Annotated in this window: 20 protein-coding genes and 1 pseudogene; 10 read left to right on the forward strand and 11 right to left on the reverse strand. The window is 70.4% G+C overall.

The genetic code is table 11. The features are described from left to right. Positions 1-48 precede the first annotated feature (48 nt). Together ACFYO2_RS44480 and ACFYO2_RS44485 are read left to right on the forward strand one after the other, a co-directional pair. Positions 49-423 carry a hypothetical protein gene (locus tag ACFYO2_RS44480; RefSeq protein ID WP_388361788.1) on the forward strand — a complete coding sequence of 125 codons (375 nt, stop codon included), beginning with the start codon at positions 49-51 and terminating at the stop codon, positions 421-423. Between the two features lie 586 nt (positions 424-1,009). Then, positions 1,010-1,495, forward strand: coding sequence for a hypothetical protein (locus ACFYO2_RS44485; protein WP_388361791.1), 486 nt, complete (start codon positions 1,010-1,012; stop codon positions 1,493-1,495). Positions 1,496-1,523: 28 nt separating this feature from the next. Here ACFYO2_RS44485 and ACFYO2_RS44490 read toward each other — a convergent pair whose 3' ends face one another. The 3 genes from ACFYO2_RS44490 to ACFYO2_RS44500 all read right to left on the reverse strand — a co-directional run bounded on the left by ACFYO2_RS44490 (position 1,524) and on the right by ACFYO2_RS44500 (position 5,572). Next, a complete protein-coding gene (locus ACFYO2_RS44490; RefSeq protein ID WP_388361794.1) occupies positions 1,524-3,791 on the reverse strand; it encodes an MFS transporter in 2,268 nt (755 codons plus the stop codon). After that, positions 3,788-4,279: a MarR family winged helix-turn-helix transcriptional regulator gene (locus ACFYO2_RS44495; RefSeq protein ID WP_388361797.1), complete on the reverse strand. Its 492-nt coding sequence runs from the start codon at positions 4,277-4,279 to the stop codon at positions 3,788-3,790. The genes ACFYO2_RS44490 and ACFYO2_RS44495 overlap by 4 nt, the downstream gene beginning before the upstream one ends. Before the next feature lie 126 nt (positions 4,280-4,405). Beyond that, positions 4,406-5,572 (reverse strand): alanine--tRNA ligase-related protein, encoded by a 1,167-nt coding sequence (locus tag ACFYO2_RS44500; protein ID WP_388361800.1) that lies wholly within the window; start codon positions 5,570-5,572, stop codon positions 4,406-4,408. Positions 5,573-5,921: 349 nt separating this feature from the next. Between ACFYO2_RS44500 and ACFYO2_RS44505 the strand changes: the two genes are divergently transcribed. After that, positions 5,922-6,611, forward strand: coding sequence for an NADPH-dependent F420 reductase (locus tag ACFYO2_RS44505; protein WP_388361803.1), 690 nt, complete (start codon positions 5,922-5,924; stop codon positions 6,609-6,611). Positions 6,612-6,660: 49 nt separating this feature from the next. Here ACFYO2_RS44505 and ACFYO2_RS44510 read toward each other — a convergent pair whose 3' ends face one another. Both ACFYO2_RS44510 and ACFYO2_RS44515 read right to left on the reverse strand, forming a co-directional pair. Continuing rightward, positions 6,661-6,807, reverse strand: coding sequence for a hypothetical protein (locus tag ACFYO2_RS44510; RefSeq protein ID WP_388361806.1), 147 nt, complete (start codon positions 6,805-6,807; stop codon positions 6,661-6,663). A gap of 111 nt (positions 6,808-6,918) precedes the next feature. After that, positions 6,919-7,989: a LacI family DNA-binding transcriptional regulator gene (locus ACFYO2_RS44515; protein WP_388361809.1), complete on the reverse strand. Its 1,071-nt coding sequence runs from the start codon at positions 7,987-7,989 to the stop codon at positions 6,919-6,921. A 112-nt stretch (positions 7,990-8,101) separates the two neighbouring features. On the opposite strand from ACFYO2_RS44515, the gene ACFYO2_RS44520 reads away from it, so the two are divergent. The 4 genes from ACFYO2_RS44520 to ACFYO2_RS44535 all read left to right on the forward strand — a co-directional run bounded on the left by ACFYO2_RS44520 (position 8,102) and on the right by ACFYO2_RS44535 (position 13,664). After that, on the forward strand, positions 8,102-10,258 hold the full coding sequence (locus tag ACFYO2_RS44520; RefSeq protein ID WP_388361811.1) for an alpha-galactosidase: 2,157 nt from the start codon (positions 8,102-8,104) through the stop codon (positions 10,256-10,258). Between the two features lie 55 nt (positions 10,259-10,313). Then, a complete protein-coding gene (locus tag ACFYO2_RS44525) occupies positions 10,314-10,574 on the forward strand; it encodes a hypothetical protein (RefSeq protein ID WP_388361813.1) in 261 nt (86 codons plus the stop codon). Positions 10,575-10,618: 44 nt separating this feature from the next. Further along, complete coding sequence (locus tag ACFYO2_RS44530) at positions 10,619-12,982, forward strand: Tat pathway signal sequence domain protein (protein WP_388361816.1); 2,364 nt, start codon at positions 10,619-10,621, stop codon at positions 12,980-12,982. Positions 12,983-13,154: 172 nt separating this feature from the next. After that, positions 13,155-13,664, forward strand: a complete 510-nt coding sequence (locus tag ACFYO2_RS44535; protein ID WP_388361819.1) for a molybdenum cofactor biosysynthesis protein — start codon at positions 13,155-13,157, stop codon at positions 13,662-13,664. A 192-nt stretch (positions 13,665-13,856) separates the two neighbouring features. Here the strand turns inward: ACFYO2_RS44535 and ACFYO2_RS44540 are convergent, their stop codons facing one another. Next, positions 13,857-15,758 (reverse strand): glycoside hydrolase family 97 catalytic domain-containing protein, encoded by a 1,902-nt coding sequence (locus ACFYO2_RS44540; RefSeq protein WP_388361822.1) that lies wholly within the window; start codon positions 15,756-15,758, stop codon positions 13,857-13,859. 53 nt (positions 15,759-15,811) lie between these two features. Further along, a complete protein-coding gene (locus tag ACFYO2_RS44545; protein ID WP_388361842.1) occupies positions 15,812-18,130 on the reverse strand; it encodes a Tat pathway signal sequence domain protein in 2,319 nt (772 codons plus the stop codon). A 346-nt stretch (positions 18,131-18,476) separates the two neighbouring features. Here ACFYO2_RS44545 and ACFYO2_RS44550 point away from each other — a divergent pair. After that, positions 18,477-18,599, forward strand: a pseudogene (locus ACFYO2_RS44550) (IS630 family transposase); the annotation flags it as partial. A gap of 142 nt (positions 18,600-18,741) precedes the next feature. Here the strand turns inward: ACFYO2_RS44550 and ACFYO2_RS44555 are convergent. Then, the gene (locus tag ACFYO2_RS44555) at positions 18,742-19,020 is read right to left on the reverse strand and encodes a hypothetical protein (RefSeq protein ID WP_388361824.1); all 279 of its coding nucleotides are present in this window, start codon (positions 19,018-19,020) and stop codon (positions 18,742-18,744) included. Between the two features lie 628 nt (positions 19,021-19,648). Here ACFYO2_RS44555 and ACFYO2_RS44560 point away from each other — a divergent pair. Beyond that, the gene (locus tag ACFYO2_RS44560; RefSeq protein WP_388361826.1) at positions 19,649-19,978 is read left to right on the forward strand and encodes an antibiotic biosynthesis monooxygenase family protein; all 330 of its coding nucleotides are present in this window, start codon (positions 19,649-19,651) and stop codon (positions 19,976-19,978) included. A gap of 116 nt (positions 19,979-20,094) precedes the next feature. Here ACFYO2_RS44560 and ACFYO2_RS44565 read toward each other — a convergent pair whose 3' ends face one another. The 3 genes from ACFYO2_RS44565 to ACFYO2_RS44575 are packed head-to-tail and all read right to left on the reverse strand — an operon-like array spanning position 20,095 to position 22,908. After that, positions 20,095-21,327: an MFS transporter gene (locus ACFYO2_RS44565; RefSeq protein ID WP_388361829.1), complete on the reverse strand. Its 1,233-nt coding sequence runs from the start codon at positions 21,325-21,327 to the stop codon at positions 20,095-20,097. Further along, positions 21,324-22,712 (reverse strand): NAD(P)-binding domain-containing protein, encoded by a 1,389-nt coding sequence (locus ACFYO2_RS44570; protein WP_388361832.1) that lies wholly within the window; start codon positions 22,710-22,712, stop codon positions 21,324-21,326. Before ACFYO2_RS44570 ends, ACFYO2_RS44565 begins: the two co-directional genes overlap by 4 nt. Positions 22,713-22,743: 31 nt before the next feature. Then, the gene (locus ACFYO2_RS44575) at positions 22,744-22,908 is read right to left on the reverse strand and encodes a hypothetical protein (RefSeq protein WP_388361835.1); all 165 of its coding nucleotides are present in this window, start codon (positions 22,906-22,908) and stop codon (positions 22,744-22,746) included. Positions 22,909-23,497: 589 nt separating this feature from the next. Between ACFYO2_RS44575 and ACFYO2_RS44580 the strand changes: the two genes are divergently transcribed. After that, positions 23,498-24,361 carry an NAD(P)H-binding protein gene (locus ACFYO2_RS44580; RefSeq protein ID WP_388361837.1) on the forward strand — a complete coding sequence of 288 codons (864 nt, stop codon included), beginning with the start codon at positions 23,498-23,500 and terminating at the stop codon, positions 24,359-24,361. The last annotated feature ends 353 nt before the right edge of the window (positions 24,362-24,714 follow it).

Here is a 24,714-nt window from a genome sequence, read left to right on the forward strand (position 1 = left end):
TGAGACCTTATCGATCTGCTGCCCGAGGGCGGAAAAGGGGACTGTGACATGGCCACTCAGGTGACGACGACGGCGAACGCACAGCGCGGCTCCTCGTTCCTGCGGATCGCGATCGCCCTGCAGACCCTGACCATCTTCCTTCAGGCGGTCTCCGCCGGACTGCTGCTGACCTCGTCCTACGGAGAGACGCTGCACAGTGTCGGAGCCCGTGTGATGTACGGGGCGTCGATGCTGTACGTGCTCGCGGCGGTGCTGGCCTGGAAGCCGGGTGGCGGCTCGCCCCGGCCCGTCTGGCACGCGTCAGGTTTCCTCGTACTCGCCTCGGTCCAGGTCGTGCTCGGCATCGCGCACGTCCCGTCGGTCCATCTCCCCCTGGGTGTCTTGATGTTCGGCCTGAGTGTGCTAGCGCTGGCCCGGCGCTGAGGTCCGATGCAGGGCCCTCCGGGATCCACTGGGACGCTTCTTGCGAATCATCTGATCGTTGGTCTGGGTGTGTCGTTGGCTGATGCCCAGTGGGCACCGATCGAGCCGCTACCGACACACCAGGCGAAAAATCTTGGTGGCCATGTCGAATCCCGGTCTTCCCGTTCGAGTTCCAGGTAGAAGGGCTGATACGCCGGCCCTCGAACTCGAAGGGAACAGGGACGATGTCCCAGACGAATACGGTGAAAGCGGCCGCGAACACCCCGGAGAGTTGCTGGCCCGGATGGGCCTCGATGACGAGGCACGTGCCGAGTTCGCACGTGCCGCGCAACTCACGCGCAACAAGGCTGAACGCAACCTCTTCCTCACGCGCGCGAACGCCCCCGGCCGACGGCCGGAATAGGGCCCGGCCCACGTACCCGCGTGGGAGCCGGAGGCACTCACGCGCAGTCGACCGTGGGTCCGGCGAGCAGGATCTCGACCGGCCCCGTCGGGGGCAGACGCCGGATCCGTCGTCTCCGGAACCAACAGGCGCGTATCACAAGGGTCCAGACGATTCCGTAGCCGCCGTCTTTCCGTCCTGCGGGTGGTTTACGGCTGGGAGGCCCCGAACTCGGCTCGTCCTGCTCGGAGACTGAGCCAGGGCGGCACCGGTCGCCGGGAAGCCTTTCGGCAGTTGCCGGAGCCGGTCGCCCCGCCGCAGCTGTGCTACCAGCAGCTGATCCGCGGCGGCACGCACCGCGTGCGGCTGACCGATGCGCCGGGCCAGGTGGCCGCCGCCATGGTCACCGTCACCCCGCCCCGCATTCCCGTCCTCATGCCCGGCGAAAGCGTCGGTGCCCCCGACGGCCCGCTGCTGCGCTACCTCACCGCCCTCGAATCCTTCGACCGTCGTTTCCTCGGCTTCCGCAGCGAAACCCACGGCGTGACCGTCGAACCCGGCACCGGCGACTACCTCATCGAGTGCCTGCGTCCGGCGACGTACCAGCAAACACGCACCGCCGCACCGGAGCGCCGCGCCGCAACACCGGCCCAGCGCAGTCACCCGCAGGAAAGCCGCAGGCGATCCTGACGTGCGCGGGCGCGCCGCCCGGGATCCGTCAGTCGGTGGCGTGACCCGCCCGGAGATCCTCTTGACCGGTCTCTCCGTTGCGCGGCGCGACGTCGGCGGCGACAGACGGGCAGCCGGAGACGACAAGGGTGTAGGCGCCCGGGGACAGGTCCGGCAGCGTGTGGATGCCGTTCGCGTCGGTCGTGGCGGCCAGCACGTCACCTTCGGTGTTCAGCAGGGTGACGCGGGCGTCGGGGAGTGGTCCGCCGGTGTCCACGTAGAGCACGGGGCCGTCCACGCCGCCGGCGCCTGCCGGCATGACGTCCAGGTGATGTCCTTGGGCGGACACGATCAGCAAGTGAGAACCGGGGTCGGCTGCCGTCAGCTCGTACGTCCCGTCCTCTCCTGATCTGGTGAGGCCATGCCGGCGGCCCGATCGGTCGACGAGGGTGAGGGTGGCGTGGGCCAGCGGCTCGCCCACGCCGTCGCGAACACTGCCGCGCAGGGTCCGGGCGGTCTGGGCGTCAGCGCCGGCCACGAAGGTCGGCGGCGCGAGCGCCGGGGCGGTCGGCAGCACGGGTGACGCGGCGGCGGGTACGGCGCCGGTGCGGCCTCGCATCAGGGAGGCGGCCGCGGCGGCCAGGGACATGGCGATGGCGAGGGAGAAGACGATGACCAGGCCGTCGTGGAACGGCTGAGAGATCAAGTGGGGGAAGAACTCGCGTCCCGTGAGGTGCGCCGCAGCAGTCGGTGAGAGCTGGGAGAGGATGTCAGGACCGAGCAGATGCCGGATCGGGTTGTAGCCGAGGAAGGCCGCGAACAGGACGCCCACCGGCGGCAGTTCGGCGACGGTGTGGGCGGCGTGCGCGGGGACACCCTCGGCGGTGAGCCCCGAGCTCAGGGTGTGCGGCAGGGTTCCGGAGAGCCCGGTCACCATGAGGGAGAAGAACACACCCATGGACAGCACCATGCCGGCGTTCTGGAATGTGGCGCGCATGCCGGAGGCGGCGCCGCGTACGTCGGCCGGCACGTTCGACATGATGATCGACGTGTTGGGTGCGGCGAAGAGACCGCCGCCGACCCCGTTGAGGAAGATCAGTGCGGCGAAGACCCCGTACGAGAAGTCGCTGGGCAGCAGAAGCAGTCCGGCGAACGACACCGCCATGACAGCGAACCCGGCCGCTGCGAACAGTCGCGCACCGAACCGGTCGGACAGCGCGCCGGAGACGGGTCCGGCGAGCAGGAAGCCGGCAGTCAGCGGAAGCATGTAGATGCCGGCCCACAGCGGGGTGTCGGCGTAGTCGTAACCGTGCAGGGGCAACCAGATGCCCTGTAGCCAGATGATGAGCATGAACTGCAGGCCGCCGCGGGCGATGGCCCCCAGCAGAGTGGCCGCGTTGCCGCTCGCGAACGCCGGGTTGCGGAACAGGCGCAGCGGGAACATGGGCTCGGCGACCTTCATCTCGACCAGGCAGAAGACCGCGAGCATGGCGGCCCCGCCGATCAGTCCGGCCAGCACCCAGGGGTTGGTCCAGCCCATGGTGTGACCGCCGTGGGGCTGGATGCCGTACGTGATGCCGGCGAGCAGCGCGGTCAGCCCGACGGCGAAGGTGACGTTGCCCCACCAGTCCATCCGTCCGGGCTTGCGCACGCCGTTCTCGTGCAGTGATTTGTACGCCCACACCGTGCCGATGAGACCGATGGGTACGTTGACCCAGAAGACGGAGCGCCAGTTCCATGTGACCAGGGCTCCGCCCAGTACCAGGCCGAGGAAGGACCCGGCGATGCCCGCCACCATGTTGACGCCCAGGGCCATGCCTCGCTGACGGTCGGGAAACGCGTCGGTGAGGATGGCCGCGGAATTGGCCATCAGCATCGAGCCACCGACCGCCTGGACGATGCGCCAGCCGATCAGCCACAGCGCCCCGCCCGCGCCGTGGAAGGGATCGAGAGACAGGACCACGGACGTGAGCGTGAAGATCAGGAAGCCGGCGTTGTAGATGCGGACCCGCCCCATCATGTCGCCGAGTCGGCCCAGCGCGACCACCAGCACCGCGGTGACGAGCATGTAACCCATCAGCATCCACAGCAGATAGCTCACATTGGCGGGCTCCAGCGGATCGAGCCGGATGCCGGTGAAGATCCCGGGCAGCGAGATCAGCACGATCGAGCTGTTGATGGTGGCCAGCAGCATGCCCACGGTGGTGTTGGTCAGCGCGACCCACTTGTAGCGGGGATGGTCCGCGCCGACCCACGTTCTGCGGCGCCGGCGCCCGCCGTCGGTGGTTTCGGGTGTGCCGGACTGCTCGGTCGTCATCGTTCACCGCCCGCGTGGTTCTGTTCGAGCAGGCGACGCTGTGTGCCGTCCTTGAGCATCCTGTGCACCACCGGCAGGGCGATTCGCATCGCGGCCCCCAAGGCTCGTTGTTCCTCATCCGGAAGAGCCCCCAGCAAGTCGGCCAGGCGGGCCTCGCGGGCCTGTCTGCGCTCGGCGAGCACTTCCCGCCCGGTGTCCGTGATGGCGACCAGGGTGGCCCGGCCGTCATCCGGGTCGGCGATCCGCACCGCCAGCGCCTGACGCTCCAGGCGCTGCACCAGCTGGGTCATCGAGGGCTGCCTGACGCCTTCCGCCGCGGCCAGTGCGGTCAGCCGGAGAGGTCCCTCACGCTCGAGCCGGGCGAGGGTGGAGGCGGTCGTGAAGCTCATACTCCGCCGGTCCGGCACGGCTCTGATCACGGCGGAAGCCATGTCCGCCAGCGCCCGCGCCGTGACATGAGCGTCGTCCTGCGAATGCAACTGATCCACGTGTCGAGTATCACCCAGTTACATAGGCACCCTATCTAAATATTGGTAAGAGTTTCCGCCCGCGCCGGATGGTCCGGCACTGTAGGCGGCGGTGGCGACAGGCTGCCGGCGGTGGGATCCGAGCCGTCACTCCGGCCGCAGGCTCATCACGATGTCGCGCGGCAGGCCGTGGGTGTCGTGCAGATAGTGGAAGTCCTCGTCGTCCAGAGGGCCCCGGAACCGGGGCCGGGCAAGTACCTGTCGGCCGCGCTCCAGGAGCCGGCTGAACCGGCGCTCCTCATCGAGCAGCACCCGGCGCACGTCGTCCCGATCCACTTCCTGGCGGAAGCGGTCCAGGGAGTGCTGGATCAGCTCGTTTGGCAGGTCTCCGAGACCGCGCGAGGGATCGTCCCGCCACAGCACGGTGAGCACCCGTCGCACCAGCCGGCGCAGCACGTAGCCACGTCCGGTGCTGCCGGGGCGTGCCCCGTCGCCGATCACCACCATGGCCGAGCGGAGGTGATCGCAGACCAGCCGCAGCGACGACTCGTCCAGCGGCCACAGGAGCGGCACGCGATGGCGCCAAGGGCCGAAGACGTCGCACTCGAACACCGACGTGCGGCCCTGCAGGAGCGAGGCCAGCCGTTCCAGGCCGAGCCCGGTGTCGATGTTCCGCTGGGGAAGCGGAACGAGCGAACCGTCGATGAGCCGACGATGGCGCATCATCACGTGGTTCCACACCTCCACCCATCGGTCATCGCGGGTGGGCGTCGACTCCGGCGGGGTGTCGCCGGTCCACAGGAAGATCTCCGAGTCGGGGCCGCACGGGCCGGTCGGTCCGTTGGACCACCAGTTGTCCTCGACGGTGAGCTCAACCGGAATCCCGCGGTCCTGCCAGAGCTCCTGAGAGGCGGTGTCCGGCCCGGTCCGGTCATCGCCGCCGAAAACCGTGACATGCAGCATTCGCGGATCGATGCCGAACCCGTCGGTGAGCAGCCCGTAACCCCAGTCGAGGCTCAGCGGGCCCTCGTAGTCGCCCAGCGACCAGGTCCCGAGCATCTCGAAGACGGTCAGATGGGTGGCATCCCCGACCTCCTCCAAGTCCGTGGTGCGCAGACACCGCTGCACATTGACCAGTCGCTTCCCCAGAGGGTGCGGGCGCCCCTCCAGGTACGGGGTGAGCGGATGCATGCCCGAGGTGGTGAACAGCACGGGGTCACCGGGCGGTGGCAGCAGCGTCGAGCCGGTGATCCGGCGGTGGCCGCGCTCCTCGTAGTACTCGATGAACGTACGGACGATCTGTTCGGTGTTCATGGGGATGGCTCCTTCGCATCACAGCGGGGAGGCACCGGACAACGGCCGTACGATCAGAGAACCGGGACAGGAGCACCACGGAACCACCGGCGGGCCGTTTCCGGTCGCCGGTGGAAAGCAGGAAGTACGTCAGGCGGCGGCAACCGGCGAGCTGGTCGCTCGCGCGGTCGCGGTGTTGCGCCGTCCGATGACGTTCATAGGGCCGACGGTAACGTGCCCGCACCTGCCGGGCACACGATTTACCGCGGCCGGCGAGGAGTCTGTACGGCGCCTGGCGTGCCGTGCAGCGGGGAACTCGTAGTGCGCGCCCGTAGTACTTTCACGCTCGCTCCGGAAGGGAGCCACCCGCATGCGTTACGCCGTCCTCGGCACCAGCATCGCCGGCCGGACCATCGCCGCCAAGCTCGCCTCCCTGGGCCACGAGGTCGCCATCGGCACCCGCGACCCCCAAGCCACCCTCGCCCGCACCGAGCCGGACGCCATGGGCAACCCGCCCTTCGCCACCTGGTACGCCGCCCACCCTGCCGTGCCGCCGCGGACCTTCGCAGAGGCCGCAGGCTTCGGCGAGACGGTCGTCAACACGACCGCCGGCACCGCCGCGCTCGACGCCCTCCACGCCGCAGGCAGCGACAACCTGGCCGGCAAGGTACTCATCGACATCGCCAACCCGCTCGACTTCTCCCAGGGCATGCCGCCCACGCTGAACCCGGTCAACACCGACAGCCTCGGCGAACAGGTCCAGCGCGCCTTCCCCGACGCCCGCGTCGTGAAAACCCTCAACACGATGAACTGCTCCATCATGGTCGAGCCCGGCCGCATCGCCGGAGCTCACAACGTCTTCGTCTCCGGTGCGGACGTAGGCGCCAAGAGGCAGGTCACCGAGCTGTTGGTCTCCTTCGGCTGGCCCGAGAGCAGCGTCATCGACCTCGGCGGCATCGAGACGGCCCGGGGCGCCGAGATGCTTCTGCCGATCTGGCTGCGCTTGTACGGCGCCCTCGGTCACGCCGATTTCAACTTCCACATCGTCGGCGCACGCTAGACCACCCTGCCGACGCCGGCGAGGGCCGAGCCCCTGCGGGAGTCAGCCGTCAGCCGATGAGCGGTGCGACGGTGACGCGGTCGACGCCGCGACCTCGAAGAACGGGGCCACGCCCGGGACCCTCGCCGTCGCTGCAGGCGGTGGCGGTCAGCCCGAGGACACAGGCGGTGACGACGACGGAGACGGCTCTTCTCATGGCGAGATCCCTGGTCGTGCGGGAAGGGGAGGCGGGCCGTGCTGTGGAGACAGGTGGGGGCGGCGGGGAAGGCGGCCGGCGGATACGGGGAGCGCGAGCGTCCGCTCCGGCTCATGTGGCTCGAGCCGCCGAGCTCTCCCGGAGGATGAGGGTGGGCTCGGTCGGCACCGGCCCGGGTGTCTGCTGGTCGGTGTCGAGTTGGGCGCGCAGGAGGCCGAAGGCGGCGCGGCCCAGCCCGTGGAAGTCCATCCGGACGGTGGTGAGGGACGGGGTGACGAAGCCGGAGTGCGGGGCGTCGTCGAATCCGATGACGCTGACCTCCTCCGGGACGCGCCGGCCCGCGTGATGCAGGGCCCGCAGGACGCCGAGCGCCAGGTCGTCGTTGCCGCACAGGATGGCGGTGACGTCCGTGTTCTGGGCGAGCTTCTTGCCGGCCTCGTATCCGGCCTGGGCGTCCCATCCCTGGCCGGCCGGCGTGGGAGGGGTGACGCCGGCCGCTTGCAGGGCCTGACGCCAGCCTTCGGCGCGGGGTCCCGTCGAACGCCGGGTTCCGGTGGAGGCGGGAATCGCCACGTAGTGCACGGTTTCGTGCCCGAGCGCCAGCAGGTGTTCGGTGGCGGCGCGGGCCGCCTCGCGGTCGTCGGCCCACACCGCCGGACGGCCAGGGGTCCGGCCGGGGGACGGCGCTTCCACCACCGCCGCGCACGGCACGTACGCCGGCACGCGGTCCAGGGCGGCGGCGCCGAGGCGGTCGAAGCCGATGACCACCACGCCGCCACCGGCGTCGGCGGCCGAGGCGATCGTGCGGTCCAGGTCGTCCTCGGGTGTGACGACGCGGACGCCGAGCGCATAGCCCGCGGCGCGGGATGCCTCCTCCAGGCCCTGCAGGGTGGCGGCGTAGCCGTAGAGCACGGTGTTGGAGGTGAGGACCGTGATCGACCGGGTCACACCGCTGGCCAGCGCGAGCGCCGTGGCGTTGCGCCTGAATCCCAGGGCTTGGATGGCCGCCTCGACCCGCCGGCGCGTCTCGTCCTTCACGTTCGGACGGCCGTTGATGACCCTCGAAACGGTTTGGTACGAGACGCCTGCCGCCTGGGCGACATCGCGGATGCTGGCGGCCTTCCGCTGGCTCTGAGGGAGGTCGGTAGGATCACCGGAGCTTGTGTGACCGGTCACAAACATGGGAGGATTGTGACCGGTCACAATATGGGCGTCAAGCGACCGTAACCGGGGATTTGCTCAGCGCCGACGAGAGCCACCGCAGTTCCGAACCGTCCCGGAAGGGGAAATTGCCTTGACCGCTGCCGTCGGAACCACTGAGAGAACCCGTATCTGGTCCCACCCGGACCTCGGGCTGCACGCCCTCGTGGACGCCACCGGCTCGGTCAGGCTGGGCAGGCCCGACCAGGACTGGGCCGGCCTGGTCCCCTTCGTCGAGGTCACCGCCACCGGCCACGGGCGCATGTGGTCGGGGGAACGCTTCATCGAGACGGCCATCGGCGACCGCCTGACCTACCGCGCGCACGAGACGATCCGGGACTCAGGCCGGGAGCGTACGACGATCCGGCTGGCGGACTCGGCGACCGGACTGGCCGCCGAGGTCACCCTTCAGGCGACTTCCGGAGCCGGTTTCCTGCGCGCGCGGGTACGTCTGGTCAACGAGGGCAGCGCACCTCTCCGGCTCGAGAGTGTGACCACCCTGACCCTCGGCGGCATCACCGACACCGATGGCGATCTCAGCGGCCTGAAGCTGCACTGGGCGGACAACGACTGGCTCGCCGAGTGCCGCTGGCGTGAGGCGGCGTTCCGCGACCAGGTCGTCCCGCTGAGCAGGTCGGCCCATGGTCACGAGGGACGCGGCTGCTTCGAGCGCTTTTCGCAGGGCAGCTGGTCCACCGGCCGCCACCTCCCGATCGGCGCGCTCACCGACCGCGAGGGGCGAGCCTGGCTGTGGCAGATCGAGTCCAGCGCGGGCTGGCGCTTCGAGACGGGCGAACGCGAGGGCGCGGCCTACGTCGCCCTGTTCGGCCCCGACGACGCCCACCACCAGTGGCACCATGTCCTCGCGCCCGGTCAGGAGTTCCAGACCGTCCCCGCCGTCCTCGTCCGCACCGAGGCGGGCGGTCTGGACGCCGCCTTCGGTGAACTCACCGACCATCGCCGCAGCATCCGCCGCGACCACCCCGACCACCGCGCCCTCCCGGTGATCTACAACGACTACATGAACACCCTCATGGGCGACCCCACCACCGAACGGCTCCTGCCCCTCATCGAGGCGGCGGGGGCGGCCGGCGCCGAGGTCTTCGTCATCGACGCGGGCTGGTACGACGACGACGCCCAGGGCTGGTGGGACGCCGTCGGCGTGTGGGAAGCCGCTCCCAACCGCTTCCCGGGCGGCATCCAGGAGGTTCTGGACGCCGTCGGACGCCACGGCATGACCCCGGGACTCTGGCTCGAACCGGAAGTCGTCGGCGTACGCAGCCCTCTGGCCCACACCCTGCCGCCCGAGGCGTTCTTCCGGCGCGGCGGCCTGCGCGTCACCGAACACGGACGGCACCACCTGGACCTGCGCCACCCGGCCGCCCGCGCCCACCTCGACGCGGTCGTCGACCGGCTGGTCGGCGAGTGGGGCGTCGGCTACCTCAAGCTCGACTACAACGTCAACATCGGCCCCGGTACGGAGAACGGTGGGGAGAGCGCGGGCGCCGGCCTGCTCGGGCACCACCGCGCCCACCTCGACTGGATGAACTCCCTCCTCGACCGCCACCCCCATCTCGTCCTGGAGAACTGCGGCTCGGGAGGACTGCGCATGGACTACGCGCAGCTCGCGGTGGCACAACTGCAGTCCACCAGCGACCAGCAGGATCCCCTGCGTTACCCGCCCATCGCCGCCGCGGCCGCCACCGCCGCGACTCCCGAGCAGGCCGCCGTCTGGGCCTACCCCCAGCCGGACCAGAACCTCGACGAGATCGCCTTCACCCTCACCGGTGCACTGCTCGGCCGCATCCACCTCTCCGGCTTCCTCAACCTCATGAACGACGAACAGCTCTACCTCGTCCGCTCGGCGATCTCCGCCTACAAGGACATCCGGCCGCAGATCGGCGGCGCACGCCCGTTCTGGCCGCTGGGACTGCCCGAGTGGGAGGACACCTGGATCGCCCATGGCCTGCGGGGTCAGGAATCCACGTTCCTCACGGTGTGGCGGCGGGAGTTCGGTGAGGGCGCAGGCGGGACCGTGCCGAGCCGTCACGGCCGGAACGCGCCCGTCGACGACCAGTGCACACTCGCCATCCCCCACCTGCGTGGCACTCACGTTCACCCCACGGTGCTGCATCCCGCGACGGCCGAGGCCACCACGGAGTGGGACGCCGCCGAGGGGAAGCTCACCCTCTCCCTGCCGCGTGCCAACACCGCCGTTCTCCTCCGGTTGAGCTCCGCCTCGTCGCGATGAAGAAAGGACGACGCCGTGACCGCGAGTTGCGCGGTTCCCGGTGTCTGGCCCGGCCGTGACGATCGGCGACGCTCGTTACATCGACGGCGGCGTCCGCTCCTTCACCAACCTCGATCTCGCGGCCGACTGCGCCCGCACCCTCGCCATCGCTCCGATGCCCGACCCGGTGCTCGACGCCGACGCGGCCTCGATCGCCGAGCGCGGCGGTCTCATCGAGGTCATCACTCCCGACGAGGACGCTCTCGCAGCGTCGAGCCGCTCGCCACATGTCTCGGCTCACAGCCGCTCACACATCGGATCTATCCAGTTGCATTGACGCACACTTCTCCCTTCTCTATGTTGCGTCGCGGGATAGCTCCGATGATTCGCCGAGCCCGACCTGGAGGCAGCGTGCCCTCTCCCGCCGCGCCCGACCCGTCCAGACGTACCGTCCTCGCCACCGGATCCGCTCTGGGTGGCGTACTGCTGACCTCGGGCCTGACGGGGCAGGCGGCAACTGCCGAGCCTGCCGAGGCCACCGCGTCTTCCGCCGACCCCTGGCGTACCGTTCTCGACGACGCCGACCTGGTCTGGCAGCGAATGCCGACGGCCTGGTACGAAGGCCCGTTCCTCGGCAACGGCTTCCTCGGCTCGGGGATCTACGCCGAGCCGGGTGCCGCGTCGACGGCCGTACGCTTCAACGTCCAGCATTCCGAAGTGCAGGATCACCGCCCCGAGTTCGGCTCCCTCTTCGGCCTCGCCCGGCTGCCGATCGGGCACTTCACACTGGAGGCGGTGGGTGCGATCACCGGCCTCGACTGGCGGTTGTCGCTGCACGACGCCGAGTTGACCGGCACACTCACCACCGAAAGAGGCACTCTGGCCCTGCGCGCCCTGGTGCACAACGACCGCTCGGTCCTGGCCGTGGAGGTGACGGCGAGCGAGGGCGAGCGCGGCTTCCGCTGGGTGTTCCAGCCGGCCGACGCGATCAGTCCACGGGCCGGCTTCAAGCCGCTGCCGGACGGCTACCAGGGCAACCCGCCCGCCGAGGTCGCCGACCACGAGGGAGTGACCGCTTCCGTGCAACCGCTGCTGGCGGGCGGCCAGCATGTCGCCGCGTGGCGGGAGCGGGCCGCAGGCAGCACGCGGACGTTGTACGTACACGTCGCCCACTCGTACCCGCGGAACACGGCCTTGGGGCAGGCCCTCAAAGCAGTCCGGGCCGCGGCACAACTGCCCTACTCCGCCCTGGCGGTGACCCACCGCGCCTGGTGGCACGCCTACTACCGCAAGAGCTTCCTGTCCCTTCCCGACGCACGCATCCAGCGCTTCTACTGGATCCAGCTGTACAAGGCCGCCTCCGCCGCCCGCCGGGACGCTCCGGTGATGGCGACGAGCGGCCCGTGGCTGGAACCCACACCGTGGCCCAACACCTGGTGGAACCTCAACGCCCAGCTCGAGTACTGGCTCATCCACGGCTCCAACCATCTGGAACTCGACGCGATCACCAGGGCGTTGAGCGAGTTCCGGGACAACCTCGCCAGAGAGGTGGAGCCGCCGTACCGCGCCGACTCGCTCGGCATCCCCCGCACCACCGACCCCCAGCTGGTCAACGGCGCGGCCAGCGCCCTCATGGGCTACGGCGTCGGCATCCCCGGCCAGGACCCGCCGGTCCCCGAAGTCGGCAATCTGACCTGGGCGTTGCACAACGTCTGGCTCAGCTACCGCCACACGATGGACGAGTCGATCCTCCGGGACGTCCTCTTCCCTCTCCTGCGCAAGTCGATCAACTACTACCTGCACTTCCTGGCACCCGGCCCGGACGGCAAACTGCACCTGCCCGCCACCTTCTCCCCGGAGTACGGCGGCGACTCGCGCGACTGCAACTTCGACCTGATGCTCCTGACCTGGGGCTGCCGCACCCTCCTCGAATCGGCCGAACGTCTCGGCATCGACGATGCCTTGGCCCCCCGCTGGCGCGAAGTGCTGGCGAAACGCGCACCATATCCAACGGACGCGAACGGATTCATGATCGGCGCGGACATCCCCTTCGCGAAGTCGCACCGCCACTACTCCCATCTGCTCGCGGTCTACCCGTTGTACGAGGTGACCGGTCGAACCGCCGACGAACGCGCCCTGATCGAGACGTCGCTGGCGCACTGGGTGGGCTTCGAGGGCGCCCTGCAGGGCTACACCTTCACAGGCGCCGCCTCCATGTCGGCGCTGCTCGGCAAGGGCGAGGAGGCACTGGACTACCTCGGTGAGCTGATGACCCGCTTCATCAAGCCCAACACCATGTACCAGGAGTCGGGGCCGGTCATCGAGACACCCCTGTCGGCGGCCCAGTCACTACACGACATGGTGTGCCAGTCGTGGGGCGGCGTCATCCGGGTGTTCCCCGCGCTGCCCGCCGCGTGGGCGGATGTGGTCGTGCACAACTTCCGTACGCAGGGCGCCTTCCTGCTGAGCGCGCTCCGCCAGGGTGGCACCACCCGCTGGGTGCGGCTGGTCAGTGAGGCAGGCGCCCCCTGCGTCGTGTGGCACCACATCGCGGGACCGGTCGACGTACGCGACGGACGGGGCCGCCCCCTTCGGCACGCCGACGCCGGCGACGGCACGATCCGGATCGCCCTGCTCAAGGGCGAGTCGGCGCTGATCACCGCCGAGGGCGACCGACCCGACCTGGCCGTCGCGCCCGTACGCCCCAACGAGGACGCGCCCCGCTGGGGGCTGCCCCTCACCTGACCGATCCCGATCGAGCCGCACAGGCCATGGCTCGTCTGCCCCCGTCAGGGGCGGCGGAGCACTGTTCCGTTGTGGCGCCCAGGGATTTCGGACGACCCTTCCGAAGGGAGGCACGTCGGCCTCGGCCCACTACGGCAACACTGGAGCCGGCGTCACGCTTAGGGTGGTCTCCATGGCCGAGGTCGAGGTGGTCCAGTTGCTTGTCTCACCGACGCACCGGTTTGCGGGGCGCCCCGCGGACGCCCCGCCGGACGGGCCGCCCGACGACTCGGTGGAGCGGGTCGAGGTGCTCGCGGGGCTCGGGCTGGTCGGCGACCGCTACTTCGGCCGTCCGGCCCACAGGAACGCGTCCGTGACCATCATCTCCGAGGAGAACCTCCCCCGAGACATCGATCCGGACGTCGATCTCCTCCAGACCCGCCGCAACATCCTCCTGCGGGGCGTCGACGTCGACTCCCTCGTCGGCGCCAGGATCTCCCTCGACTGCGGCTGGGGGCCCGTGACGTTCGCCGTGAATCGACCGGCCAGGCCCTGCGCATGGATGAACACCACCATCGGCCCGGGCGCACAGCGCGCCCTGCGCGACAAGGGCGGAGTGCGGTGCACTCCCCTGACCGACGGAGTACTGACCGTAGGTCGGGCGGAGTTCCACGTCATCGCGCCGGCGCCCGGCACGCCGTAGCGGGTCGGCGCGGTCGTCGGTCCCCCGCAGTCAGCAAGCGCCGCAGGCGCCCCCTGCCCGGCGCGGACTCCGCAAGGCCGGGTCACCATGCCGCACGGTCCTGATCAGCTGCCCGGCACCTCGACCGGGCCCATGGCCGTTGCCCCGTCTCCGGCCGTGCGCCCACGTCGGGCGCACGGCCGGGGATCGCGCTCAGCGGTAGCAGGTGGTGATGCCCGGGCGCCAGGGGCAGGCGATGGCGGCGAAGCCGCCGTTGGCGGCGACGCCGACGCCGAGTGTGTCGCCGCCGCGCAGGACCTGCCGGTCCTGGACGAGGCCGTCGGTGTCGTCCCGGACCGTCTCGACCAGCCAGCGTCCGGGTCCGATGGTCAGCGGCACCTCGGCCGAGTGGGCGGCACCGGCGTACACCCCGCCCAGGAACCAGCGGTCGCCGCTGCGGCGAGCGAGCACGGCCTCCTGGCCGGGTTGTCCGGCGAGCAGCCGGGTGTCGTCCCAGGCCGCGGGGAGTTGGTCGTAGAAGGCCCTGGCGAGCGGCCGTGCGTCGTACGACTCGGGGGTGCCGGCGAACATCTGCAGGCCCGACTCGTAGACGACGGCGAGTCCGGTCTCGGCCGCGTCGGTGTTGGGGCGCAGGCCGACGCGCTGGAAGGCGCCGGGGGTGAAGTCCATCGAGCCGATGACGTTGCGGGTGAAGGGCAGGGTGGTGAGGTGGGCGGCGGTGTTGGTGCGCTTCTCCTCGCCGGCGACGCCCTCCAGGGTCATGACTTGCGGCCAGGTGCGCTGGATGCCCTTGGGGATCGTGGAGCCGTGGAAGTCGATCACGAGGTGGTGGGCGGCGGTCTCCTTGAGGATGGCGTCGTACCACTGGAGCATGGGCTGCGCCTCGGAGTTCATGAAGTCGATCTTGACGCCCTTGACGCCCCAGCGTTCCAGGGTGGGCAGCCACTGAGCGCGTTCCTCGGGCGTGTCGAGATCGCGCTGGTGGATCCAGACGATGATGCCGACGCCTTTGGCGCGCGCGTAGTCGACGAGCTCCGGCATCCAGCTGTTGGTCTGCCAGTTCGGGTCGGTGGTGTCCCATTCGTCGGTCTTGAAGTACCAGCCCGCGTCGACGGCCTCGTAGGGCCAGTTCCGCTTCGCGGCGTAGTCGACGAAGGCCTTCTGCGCCGTCAGGCTCTGGCCGGCTTCGCGGCCGCCGGCGAGCCAGGTCCACAGCACGGTGCCGGGCCGGATCCAGGAGGGGTCGGCGACTTTGGAGGCGGGGGCGAGGTCGTCGGTGAAGGTGGATCGGGTCACGGTGGCGAGGTCACCGGTGACCATGGCCCGCCAGGGGGTGGCGAGCGGGCCGTCGGTGTGGACCCGGTCGTCCGCGAGCTTGATCCGGTAGGTGCCGGTGCCCTGGTCGTGGGCGAGTCTGGCGCCGGAGTAGGTGCCGGTGAGGTCGGATTCGGCGAGCAGGGTGTAGCCGCCGTCGGTCGCGAACAGCGCCTGGGGCGAGTACGCGCCGGTGGGGGCGGTCGCGGCGGTGTACTGGTTGAACTGGCCCTCGTTGTCGACCCGGTAGGTGCCGAGCCAGGCGCTCGCGTCCGGCGGCAGATTGAACGCGGAGGTCTCACCGAGCACGTCGCCGTACCCGGCGGGCAGGACGTACCGGTAGGCGATGCCGTCGGAGGAGGCGCGGACGACGAGGTCGAGGCGGGCCCCGGAGGACGTGGCGAACGACAGACGGGTTTCGTTCATGCGGACCCGGCGGTCCAGCCGCTTGCCGGACTTCATCCGGTACCGCTCGTCGATCAGCCGGTCCTTGCGGTGCAGGAAGCGCAAGTCCTTGGAGAGGTCGGCCTGTTCGGTGACGATGCCGACGGGCGAGGGTTCGATGACCGTGCGGCCGCCACGGGACACCGCGACGCTCAGCGTGCCGGTGGTGTCGTCCAGGGATATCCGCGCGCGTGGTGCGTGTGCCGCCGCGGACAGGGACCAGGTGTGGTCGGAGGAGCCGACGTCCTGTTCCGCCCGTGCGGGCCCGGTCGTGACGAGTGTGGCCGCCAGCGCGGCGCAGAGCGCGGCGACCGCGGTCCTGATCGGAACCGCCATGAGAACCCTCCCTGTTGATGTGGTGGGGTGGTGTGTGTCCGTACGAACGATCGCTACGGCAGTCCCCAGGCCGGGCCCGGTTCGCTGACGGTGACGGGCGCGATGGAGAGGTCGGGCCGTGAGCCGGAGTGGACGAGCACCTCGCGGCCGCGGGGCAGGTCGATGGCGAGGGTGCCGTCGCCCAGGTCCTGGGTGCGTGCCGGGGTGCCGTCGTCCAGCAGTACGGTGAGTGTTCCGTCGAGGCCGTGGCGGAGTTCGAGCGGTTCGCCCGCCAGGCTCCTGATCCGGATGAACCGGGTCTTTCCCGCCTTGCGGACGGCGCTGATCAGAAAGGCGCCCTGGGTGCGGAAGTCGTGCAGGGTGACGTCCGCCCAGGCGGTCGGCACGGCCGGGAAGACGCGGATCACGCCGCCCCAGCTCTGGCAGAACATGTCGTGCAGGGACTGCGAGGCGGACAGCGGGGTCTCGATGACCGGACCGGCCTCGGTGTAGTGCGTGTTGGGCCGGCAGGGATAGCGGGTGGTGGGGTCGAAGAACTTCCGCAGGTAGGTGATCGCGGTGTCGCCGTCGCCGGTCATCGCGTACATCGATGCGGCCCCGGTGTAGCTGTAGCCGCGGTGGGCGCCGGTCAGCGCGTGCCAGCGGACCAGCGACTTCGCGATCAGGTCGCGGCTTTCGGGCTGGTCCCAGTTGACGAGGTACAGCGGGTACACCATCAGCAGGTGCGAGTAGTGCCGGTGGGACTGCGCGTACGAGGTGTCGGCGCCGATCATGAAGCCGTTGTCGTCGACCGGGTACGGCGTGAGCCTGGCCAGCACCTCCTGCCAGCGTGGGATCAACTCGTCGTCGATGCCGAGCAGTTCGGCGGACTCGATGAGTGTCCGGCAGCCCCAGCGGATCAGGGCCAGGTCGTAGTTGGTGTCCTGCGGCGGCACGACGGGATATTCGGGCGAGAGCGTGCGCGGCAGGTGGAGCTTGCCGTCGCTGCCCGGCGTGAGGAAGTGCAGGTAGTAGTTGATCGCCCGGCGCAGCACCGGGAAGACCGTGTCGCGCAGCAGTGAGGTGTCCATGGAGTGCCGGTAGGACAGCCACACGTTGTGCAGCGCCCAGGTGAGGTCGCCGGTCTCGGCGCCGCTGCCCGGCTGTCCCACGCCGCGGTTGGCGAACATGTCGGAGCTGCGGCCGACGCCGGAGCTGTCCGCGCGGTAGGCGGCGGGCACGTTGGCGATGAGCTGTTCCTGGTTCTGCCGCAGTGTGGTGGCGAGCGCGTCGAGCTCCAGGTGGTTGGCGCCGTGGATGAGCCAGTACTCCAGCTGGACATTGAGGTTCCACCAGACCGCGGGCCAGGGCGTGGGCTCCAGCCACGGACCGGAGGTGGCCATGACGGGGCCGCCGGCGCGGCTGGCGGAGGCGACTTTGTAGAGCTGGATCCAGTGGAAGCTCTGCAGCCGCTGGTCGGGGAAGGAGACGAAGCTCTTGCGGTAAAAGGCGTGCCACCAGCGGGTGTGCCGCCGTCTGAGGGCGTCGTACGACGTCGCGCGCCGCAGGTTGCGCAGCGAGGCGGCCTCGGCGGCGGTGTCGGAGGGGAAGCTGTGTCCGACGCTGAGCAGCAGGTCGTCGCCGGTGCGGCGGTAGGCGGTGGCTGTCTGGCCGCCGCCGGTGAGGGGCTGGAGGACCTGCCCGGTGCCGTCGGCGCCGGTCCGAGTGGTCCAGGGCGGGTTGGCGGTGTAGCCGGAGGGTGGGGCTTCGCTGATTTTCCGGGGGCTGATGGCCTCCTCGGGGTGGAAGGTCCAGGTGACCCGTTCGCCGCCGTCGGCCGTCACTCGGACGGCTAAGACCTCGTCGTGGATGAGGGCGGCGAGGGTGAGTGTGCCGGCGGTGGTGGTGACGGTGCCGGTGAGTTCGGCGTTCCACAGGCTCAGCCGCCAGTCGACGGCGGTGATGGTGCCGGCCGGTTCGAGGGTGAGGTGGCCGACCGGCAGCCGGCAGGTGCCCCAGCCACTGCCGAACTCGGGCCGGTGGTCCTGGACGCGGCCGTGCTGGACGGTGAAGCGGATCTGGTTGGCGTCGGGCTCCTGGTAGACCATGCTGCCGAGCAGTCCGTCGCCGAGGAACGGGCCTTCGTACCAGCGGGTGGGCAGTTTGGACCACAACAGGTCCTGGCCGCGCAGGAAGGTGTCCCAGGCGCGGTCGGTGGTCATCGTGTCGCGGAGTCTCCAGGGGCGTCTGCCATCGCCGTCGGACGGTAACGGCTGTTCATGCTGTTCGGCGTGGGCCGTCCTCGGCAGGGCCGCGGCTGCCGCTCCGCCCAGTGCGGTGCCGAGTACGGCTCTACGGGCCACCTTCGAGTGTTTCTCCGGCTGCGAGGTCATCATCGTCCTCCAGACCTGACGGATCACCGATACATCGGGTGTATCGGCGAACCTAAGCACCGCCCGTGTACCTGTCAATGACTTTGACGACCTGCTAGGGAGACAACGGAGGCCAGCCAGGAATGAGCAATTCGGCCTCCGCCCATCGCCAGTGAGCCTCGCCCGACCCTCTCAACTCCTCCGACGTATTTCAGCAAGAGCGACATCCCGTGTGGCAGCTCCGCGACGTCGTCAGCCACATCTAGTGAGCTGGTCTTGAGGTCTCGTCTCGCCACGTGAGTCGTGTCCTGTTTCAGATCATGGGTTTGCTGCTGACAGCTCCGGTGGTGTGCGGTCTGCTGGTGCCATGGGGGACAACAGGCTGGAACCGCTGGCGTTATCCGATGCTGAGCGGCTGACGTTGCAGGGGTGGGCCAAGCGTCGGACAACCGCGCAGGGCCTGGCGAAGCGGGCACGGATGGTGCTGGCGTGTGTCCTCCGTGCGTCCGCGCCGCTCTTCGACCGGTCGCTGTCGTGCCTGCCGGCACCGCGCCCGGCCCGACCGCTCCCCCTGGCGACGTCGCTCTCTTCAGCAGTGCCGGGCAGGCCGGCGCGGCATGGTGCGGCATCGGTCAGGGAGTGTCGCCGGACCAGTCGAAGCGGCGCCGGTCACCGGGGCGCGGGTCGTACATGGCCCGCCCGCCGGCACCGAACCGCCCCAGCTCTGTCTGGAGGGCGACGCCGGTGTCGATCTCGTCCGGCGTACAGCCCGTGACCTCCAGCAAGAGCCCGTCGAGCGGTCCGCCGACCAGTTCGACGTAGTCCCGTCCCGGCCGCGGGCCCTGGTGCGGATCGCCAGGGTCCTGGCCGTAGACCCGGCCGCGCAGCAGCTGCTCATCGTCGCTGTCCATACCGCCCAGCCTGCCAGCCGCCACTGACATCGGATCGCGCTCGCACGCACCGGGGTCAGGCTGTTCCACCACTGAGGAACCGTGGCCTGCGACGACTTTCGCGGGGCGCTGCATCGGGAATGCCAGTCGGCTGCCTGAGTACGACGGCGGAAATCGCACGGCAGCAGTTGGCGCGGGACCGACGCCCGAGTTGGTTGCCCTGTATACGCACCGCCTCCCGCCCGCCGGAGTCAATGGCAAAAGCCGCTCTCGCTCACCGTCACCGCGGTCACCGCGGTCACCGGCAAGACATCCCGCAGTTCCAGACGGTACTGGTAGCCATATCCGCGTGCCTCGCACTGGCCGCGGCCGCCCCCGAAGCCCGCCCAACAGGGTCCGGGCCGCTATTCGCGGCCCTGTCCCGAACCGCCGCGTACATCAGCTGTGTCCCAGCTGGTAGTCACAGGTGGGGTTGGCGTGGGGGGCTGGGTGCGAGAAAGTGGCCCTGAGTTGAAGGTGTTCGACCTCGGTGAGGGTTTCCGGACTCCCGTGCAGCCGAGCGGGACGAACTCCTCCCACAGCCGGTTCGACACGCGTGACCTACGGGCCGCTGCCCGCGTGCCGGCCGTTGTAAGCCAGGATGGTCGCCATGAGCGTAGTGAAGATCAACGTACTGACCGTCCCCGCCGAGCAGCGCGAGACGCTGGAGAAGCGCTTCGCCTCCCGCGCCCACGCCGTGGAGAACTCCGACGGATTCGAATGGTTCGAACTCCTGCGTCCCGCCGAAGGCACCGACAACTACCTCGTCTACACCCGCTGGCGCGACGAGGAATCCTTCCAGGCCTGGATGGAAGGCCCCATGAAGACGGCCCACCAGGGCGGTGACGCGAACAGCGGTGAACGCCCCCGGCCGGCAGCGAGCGGGTCCACGCTGTGGTCCTTCGAGGTCGTGCAGCAGGCGGGACCCAAGACCGCATAGGCACAAGCCACCACGGGCAACGCGGTTCGATGAACCGATGGCCGGCCGGTCACAGCCCGGCTCACGGCACTGGTGTCCGGTCGTCGACCGGGCACCGTTGCCCTGTTACCGCTGCTTCAGCGCTGGTTGGGGGCGGGCGGCGGTTTGGTGCCCAAGGTGATGAGGGCGGCGAGTGCGGCGATCAGTGCCAGCACTCCGAACAGATGGGGATAGCCGCCCAGTGGCGAGGCCAAGGCGGCGCCGGCGAAGGGGGCCAGTGCGGAGGCTGCCGTGGTGGGCGCGGCGAGGAGTCCGGACAGGCGGCCGTAGTAGGTGGTGCCCCAGCGGTCGGTGATGGCGGTGGCTTGTAGGAGGGTGAGGTTGCCGCGGACCGTCCCGGCCACGACGGACAGGGCCGCCAGCAGGGCGTACGGGCCGGGTACGAGCGCGAGGGCCGCTGTGGTCAGCGCGCCGAGCGCGATCAGTGCGGTCGTGCGGGTTGTTGTCCTGGTGTGCCGGGCGATGGTCGCGTACAGGGTGCGGCCCAGGGTCTGGCCGGCCCCGCCGAGGCCGAGCGCCCAGGCTGCTTGGGTCGTGGAGCAGCCGCGTTCCAGGAGGAGCGGCACGAGCGCGATGACGACGGCGGAGACGGCGAACGCGGACAGGGTCAGGGCTGCGGCCAGCATCCAGAAGGGGCGGCCGCGGGCCACCGTTGCCGCGTCTCCGGTGATGTGGGCGGGGGCGGGGGGCGCCTTGGGCCAGGGTGCGTTGAGTGCGAAGGCGTGCGCGGGGACGGTCACGGCGGCGAGCACCAGGGCGAGCACGGCGTAGGTCGCTCGCCAGGAAAGGTGCTCGGCAAGGGCTGCGGTCAAAGGTGCGAAGACGGTGGAGGCGAGGCCGCCTGCGAGGGTGACGAGGGTGAGGGCGCGGACGTGGTCCGGGGCCCACCAGCGGGTGAGGGCCGCGAAGGCGGGCTGGTAGAAGGTGGATGCCATCGCCGTGCCGGCGAGGAGCCAGCCGGCGACGAAGACGGGCAGGTTCGGGGCGGCGGCGATGATGAGGATGCTCAGCACGCCGAGGACCGATCCGGCGGTCATCACGGCGCGCGGCCCGCGCTGGTCGATGACCCGGCCGACGCGGATCCCGGTGACGGCGGCGACGAGCAGGGCGAGGGAGAACGCGGCCGTGGTCGCTCCGGCCGGCCAGCCGGTGGCGTGGGTGATCTGCGGGTTCAGCACGGGGAAGGCGTAGTAGACGATGCCCCAGCTGGTGACCTGCGTCAGGCAGAGGGCGGGCAGGGCGGCGCGGGGCCGCGACCGGTCTCCGGTGCCGGTCGCGGCCTTGTGCGCAGGGGTGTTGAGGTTGGTCACGAGCCGCAGCAGCCGCCCGCCGACGCTTCCTCGACGACGCCGGCGGCGGTCGCGCCGACACCGAGTGGGACGAGCGCGGGCGCCGGGGCGCAGCAGCCGCCGGCGTCTGCCTGTTCGGCTGCCCGGTCGTCGAAGAGGCCGGCACCGCCGCACACGCCCGTTTCGGGGAGGGTGAGTTCGACGCGGTCGGCGGACTCGAAGTCGCCGGCGATGGCTGCTGTCACGGAGCGGACCTGCTCGTAGCCGGTCATGGCGAGGAAGGTGGGGGCGCGGCCGTAGGACTTCATGCCGACCAGGTAGACGCCCTGCTCGGGATGGGACACCTCGCGGTGTCCGTGCGGGTAGACGGTGCCGCAGGAGTGCTGGTTGGGGTCGATGAGCGGCGCCAGCTCGATGGGGGCCTGGAGGCGCTCGTCCAGACCGAGGCGGATCTCGGACAGGAAGGACAGGTCGGGTCGGAAGCCGGTGAGCACGATGACCTCGTCGACGGGGTCGAGACGCCGGCCGTCCTCGCTGACCAGGACCAGCCGTCCGTCCTCCGCACGTTCGATCGCCTCGGTACGGAAGCCGGTGACCGCATCGGCGTGGCCGTGGTCGACGGCGGCCTTCGCCGCGAGGCCGAGGGCGCCGCGGGCGGGCAGTTGGTCGGCCTCCCCGCCGCCGAACGTGGAGCCGCTGATGCCGCGCCGCACAATCCACACCGCATGTGTGCCGGGCTCGTCGCGGGCGATGTCGGCGAGGGTGGCGAGCGCGGTGAAGGCGGAGGCCCCGGAGCCGATGACGGCGGTGCGCCTGCCGACGTAACGGGCGCGTACGGCGGGGTCCTTGAGGTCGGGCACGCGGTAGGTGATGCGGTCGGCGGCGGCCCTCTCGCCGAGGGCGGGCAGGCCGCCCGCCCCGGCCGGGCCGGGCGTGCCCCAGGTGCCGGAGGCGTCGATGACGGCACGCGCGCGGAGGCGCTCCTCGCGGCCGTCGGCGGTGGTGAGGTGCAAGACGAAGGGCTGGGCGTCGCGGTCGGCGTCGACGGTGCGGTCGCGTCCGGCGCGGGAGACGCCGGTGACGCGCGTGCCGTAGTGGACGCGGTCGCCCAGGGCGTCGGCCAGCGGCTGCAGGTAGTGCTCGGTCCAGTCGCCGCCCGAGGGGTAGCCGGCGGCGTCCGGCTTGGCCCAGCCGGTTGGGGCGAGCAGCTTCTCGGCGGCCGGGTCGGTGACCTCGCCCCAGGTGGAGAACAGACGCACGTGGCTCCACTCGCGCACCGCGGAGGCGGCGGCCGGTCCGGCTTCCAGGACCAGGGGCTCGAGGCCGTGCTCGACGAGGTGGGCGGCCGCGGCCAGGCCGACGGGGCCGGCTCCGATGATGACGACGGGGAGCTGCTGCTTGCTCATGGTGGTCGATCCCTGAGGTTGGTGGGGCGAGTCAGCGGGCGATGGGGAGTGCGGACTGGGTGCGCCGCCGTTGGGCGGTGGCCCGGCAGGAGCTGTCGCAGACCTGGGCGCAGCTGTCGCAGAAGCTGACGCCGGCCAAGTGATGGGCCGCGCGGCGGGCCCGGGCGGCGGTGAAAGCGGTACGGATCCGTGTCATCACGGACGACTCCTTGCATCGATGTCTGTCGATGTATGTCGCTGTCTGGAGCCTGCCACCCGTATCGACGAGTGTCAACATAGACACATGTCGAAGTCGGACGTCGCGGAACTGCCCCTCCTTGACACCCGGGCCGAAGTGCCGCGCGGCCCCGCCCATCACCGCCGGGGAACTGTCGCAGGCCGACGCGGAGAAGATGCCGTGTCCGTCATGCTCGACCTGCGCACCTGACCTCCGCGGCACCACCCGGCGCTGCCGGTTCGGCACAGCCCGGCGGGCAGCACCGCGCCAGGCCCGGTCCAGTCGCCGTAGCCGAGAGGGGGCCGCCGGCGATCGCCCACCGCGCGCGTGCCGTGAGTGGCTGCTGGAACGGTCTCCCGCGAATCCGACCCATCGCGATCGAACATCGGGGTGACGCACCGCAGCCGCTCCCCCAAGATGTGTTCCGGAGCCGTGCCCGGGAGTCGCCGCGAACTCACCACGTTTCCTGCCGTGGCTCCGGTCGCCGCGGCCTCATGACGGTTCCCGCCCCGCTCCGGGCTGAGCCTTGCGGACAGAATCTGACCGCAAGGCTCCCTACGGTCGTGCCATGACTCAGACGCAGAAGATTCTTGTCGCCGGCGCCACCGGAACCGTCGGCCGCCAGGTCGTCGCCGAACTGCTCGCACGCGGCCACGCGGTCCGCGCCCTCACCCGGGACGCGGCCAGGGCCAGTGCCACCTTTCCGGTCGGCGTCGAGGTCGTCCAGGGTGACCTGACCCGACCCGACAGCCTCATCCCGGTCCTGGAGGGCATCACCGGCCTTCATCTGATCACCTTCGGCGGGGCCTACTTCGCCCCGCTGGAGACCGGTCCGCGGATCGTGGAGCTGGCCCGCGCGGCCGGCGTGCGCCGGGTCACCGTGCTGCACGGCGGCGGCCCGTCGCTGCTGGAAGACGCCGTGCGGGCCGACGAGGATGTGGACTGGACCGTGCTCATGCCGGTCGAGTTCATGGCCAACGCCCTGGAGTGGGCGGAGGGGATCGTGACCTCGGGCGAAGTCCGCGAGCCGTTCGTGACCCGGCTCAGCGCCATGGTCCACGAGGGCGACATCGGCGCCGTCGCCGCGGTCGCGCTCACCGAGGAGGGCCACGGGGGCCAGGAGTACGTGATCACCGGACCCGAGCTGCTGAGCGTCGGCGACAAGGTGGCGACCATCGCCGCCGCCCGGGGCCGGGAGATCACCCTTGTCGAGCTGACCGAGGAACAGGCCGTCGCGCAGTGGCGGGCGGCGGGCCACCCGGACGATGTGATCAGCTTCCTGCTCAAGGCGTACGGGGACACCCCACAGGTGGGCCGTACGGTCGTCGACACCGTTGAAAAGGTCACCGGCCACCCGGCCCGCACCTTCGCCCGGTGGGCCGCGGAACACGCGGACGCCTTCACGGCAACCGTCCCCGCAGCCAGGGCCTGACCCCCGCGCTGCAGGGCCCCGGCACGGAGCGGGATGAGCCGGAGAGGGCGACAACGAGTTCGTCGATCACCGGCGGGTGCCAGAGACGGGCCCTCCGGCGTCTTTCTCCGCGTCCCCATTGGTCTTCTGCGGCTGACGGTCTCCGAAGACCGGCTCCCCCGGCCGGCCGGGCCGCCACGTAACCGGTGAGGTCGAGCAGGCGGTTGGTGGAGTCCCACTCGTTGTCGTACGGGCCGAAGACGTTCTGAGGTGTCGTACTCGACGGTGCGGCTGAAGCTGTTGACGCCCGCGCGCACGCTCATGTCCGTCGCCCCACCGATCGGCTGTCCGGTGTGTACAGCACGGCTTGCGAA

Origin of the sequence: Streptomyces sp. NPDC006602 (assembly GCF_042870385.1) — a bacterium.
Classification (GTDB): Bacteria; Actinomycetota; Actinomycetes; order Streptomycetales; family Streptomycetaceae; genus Streptomyces.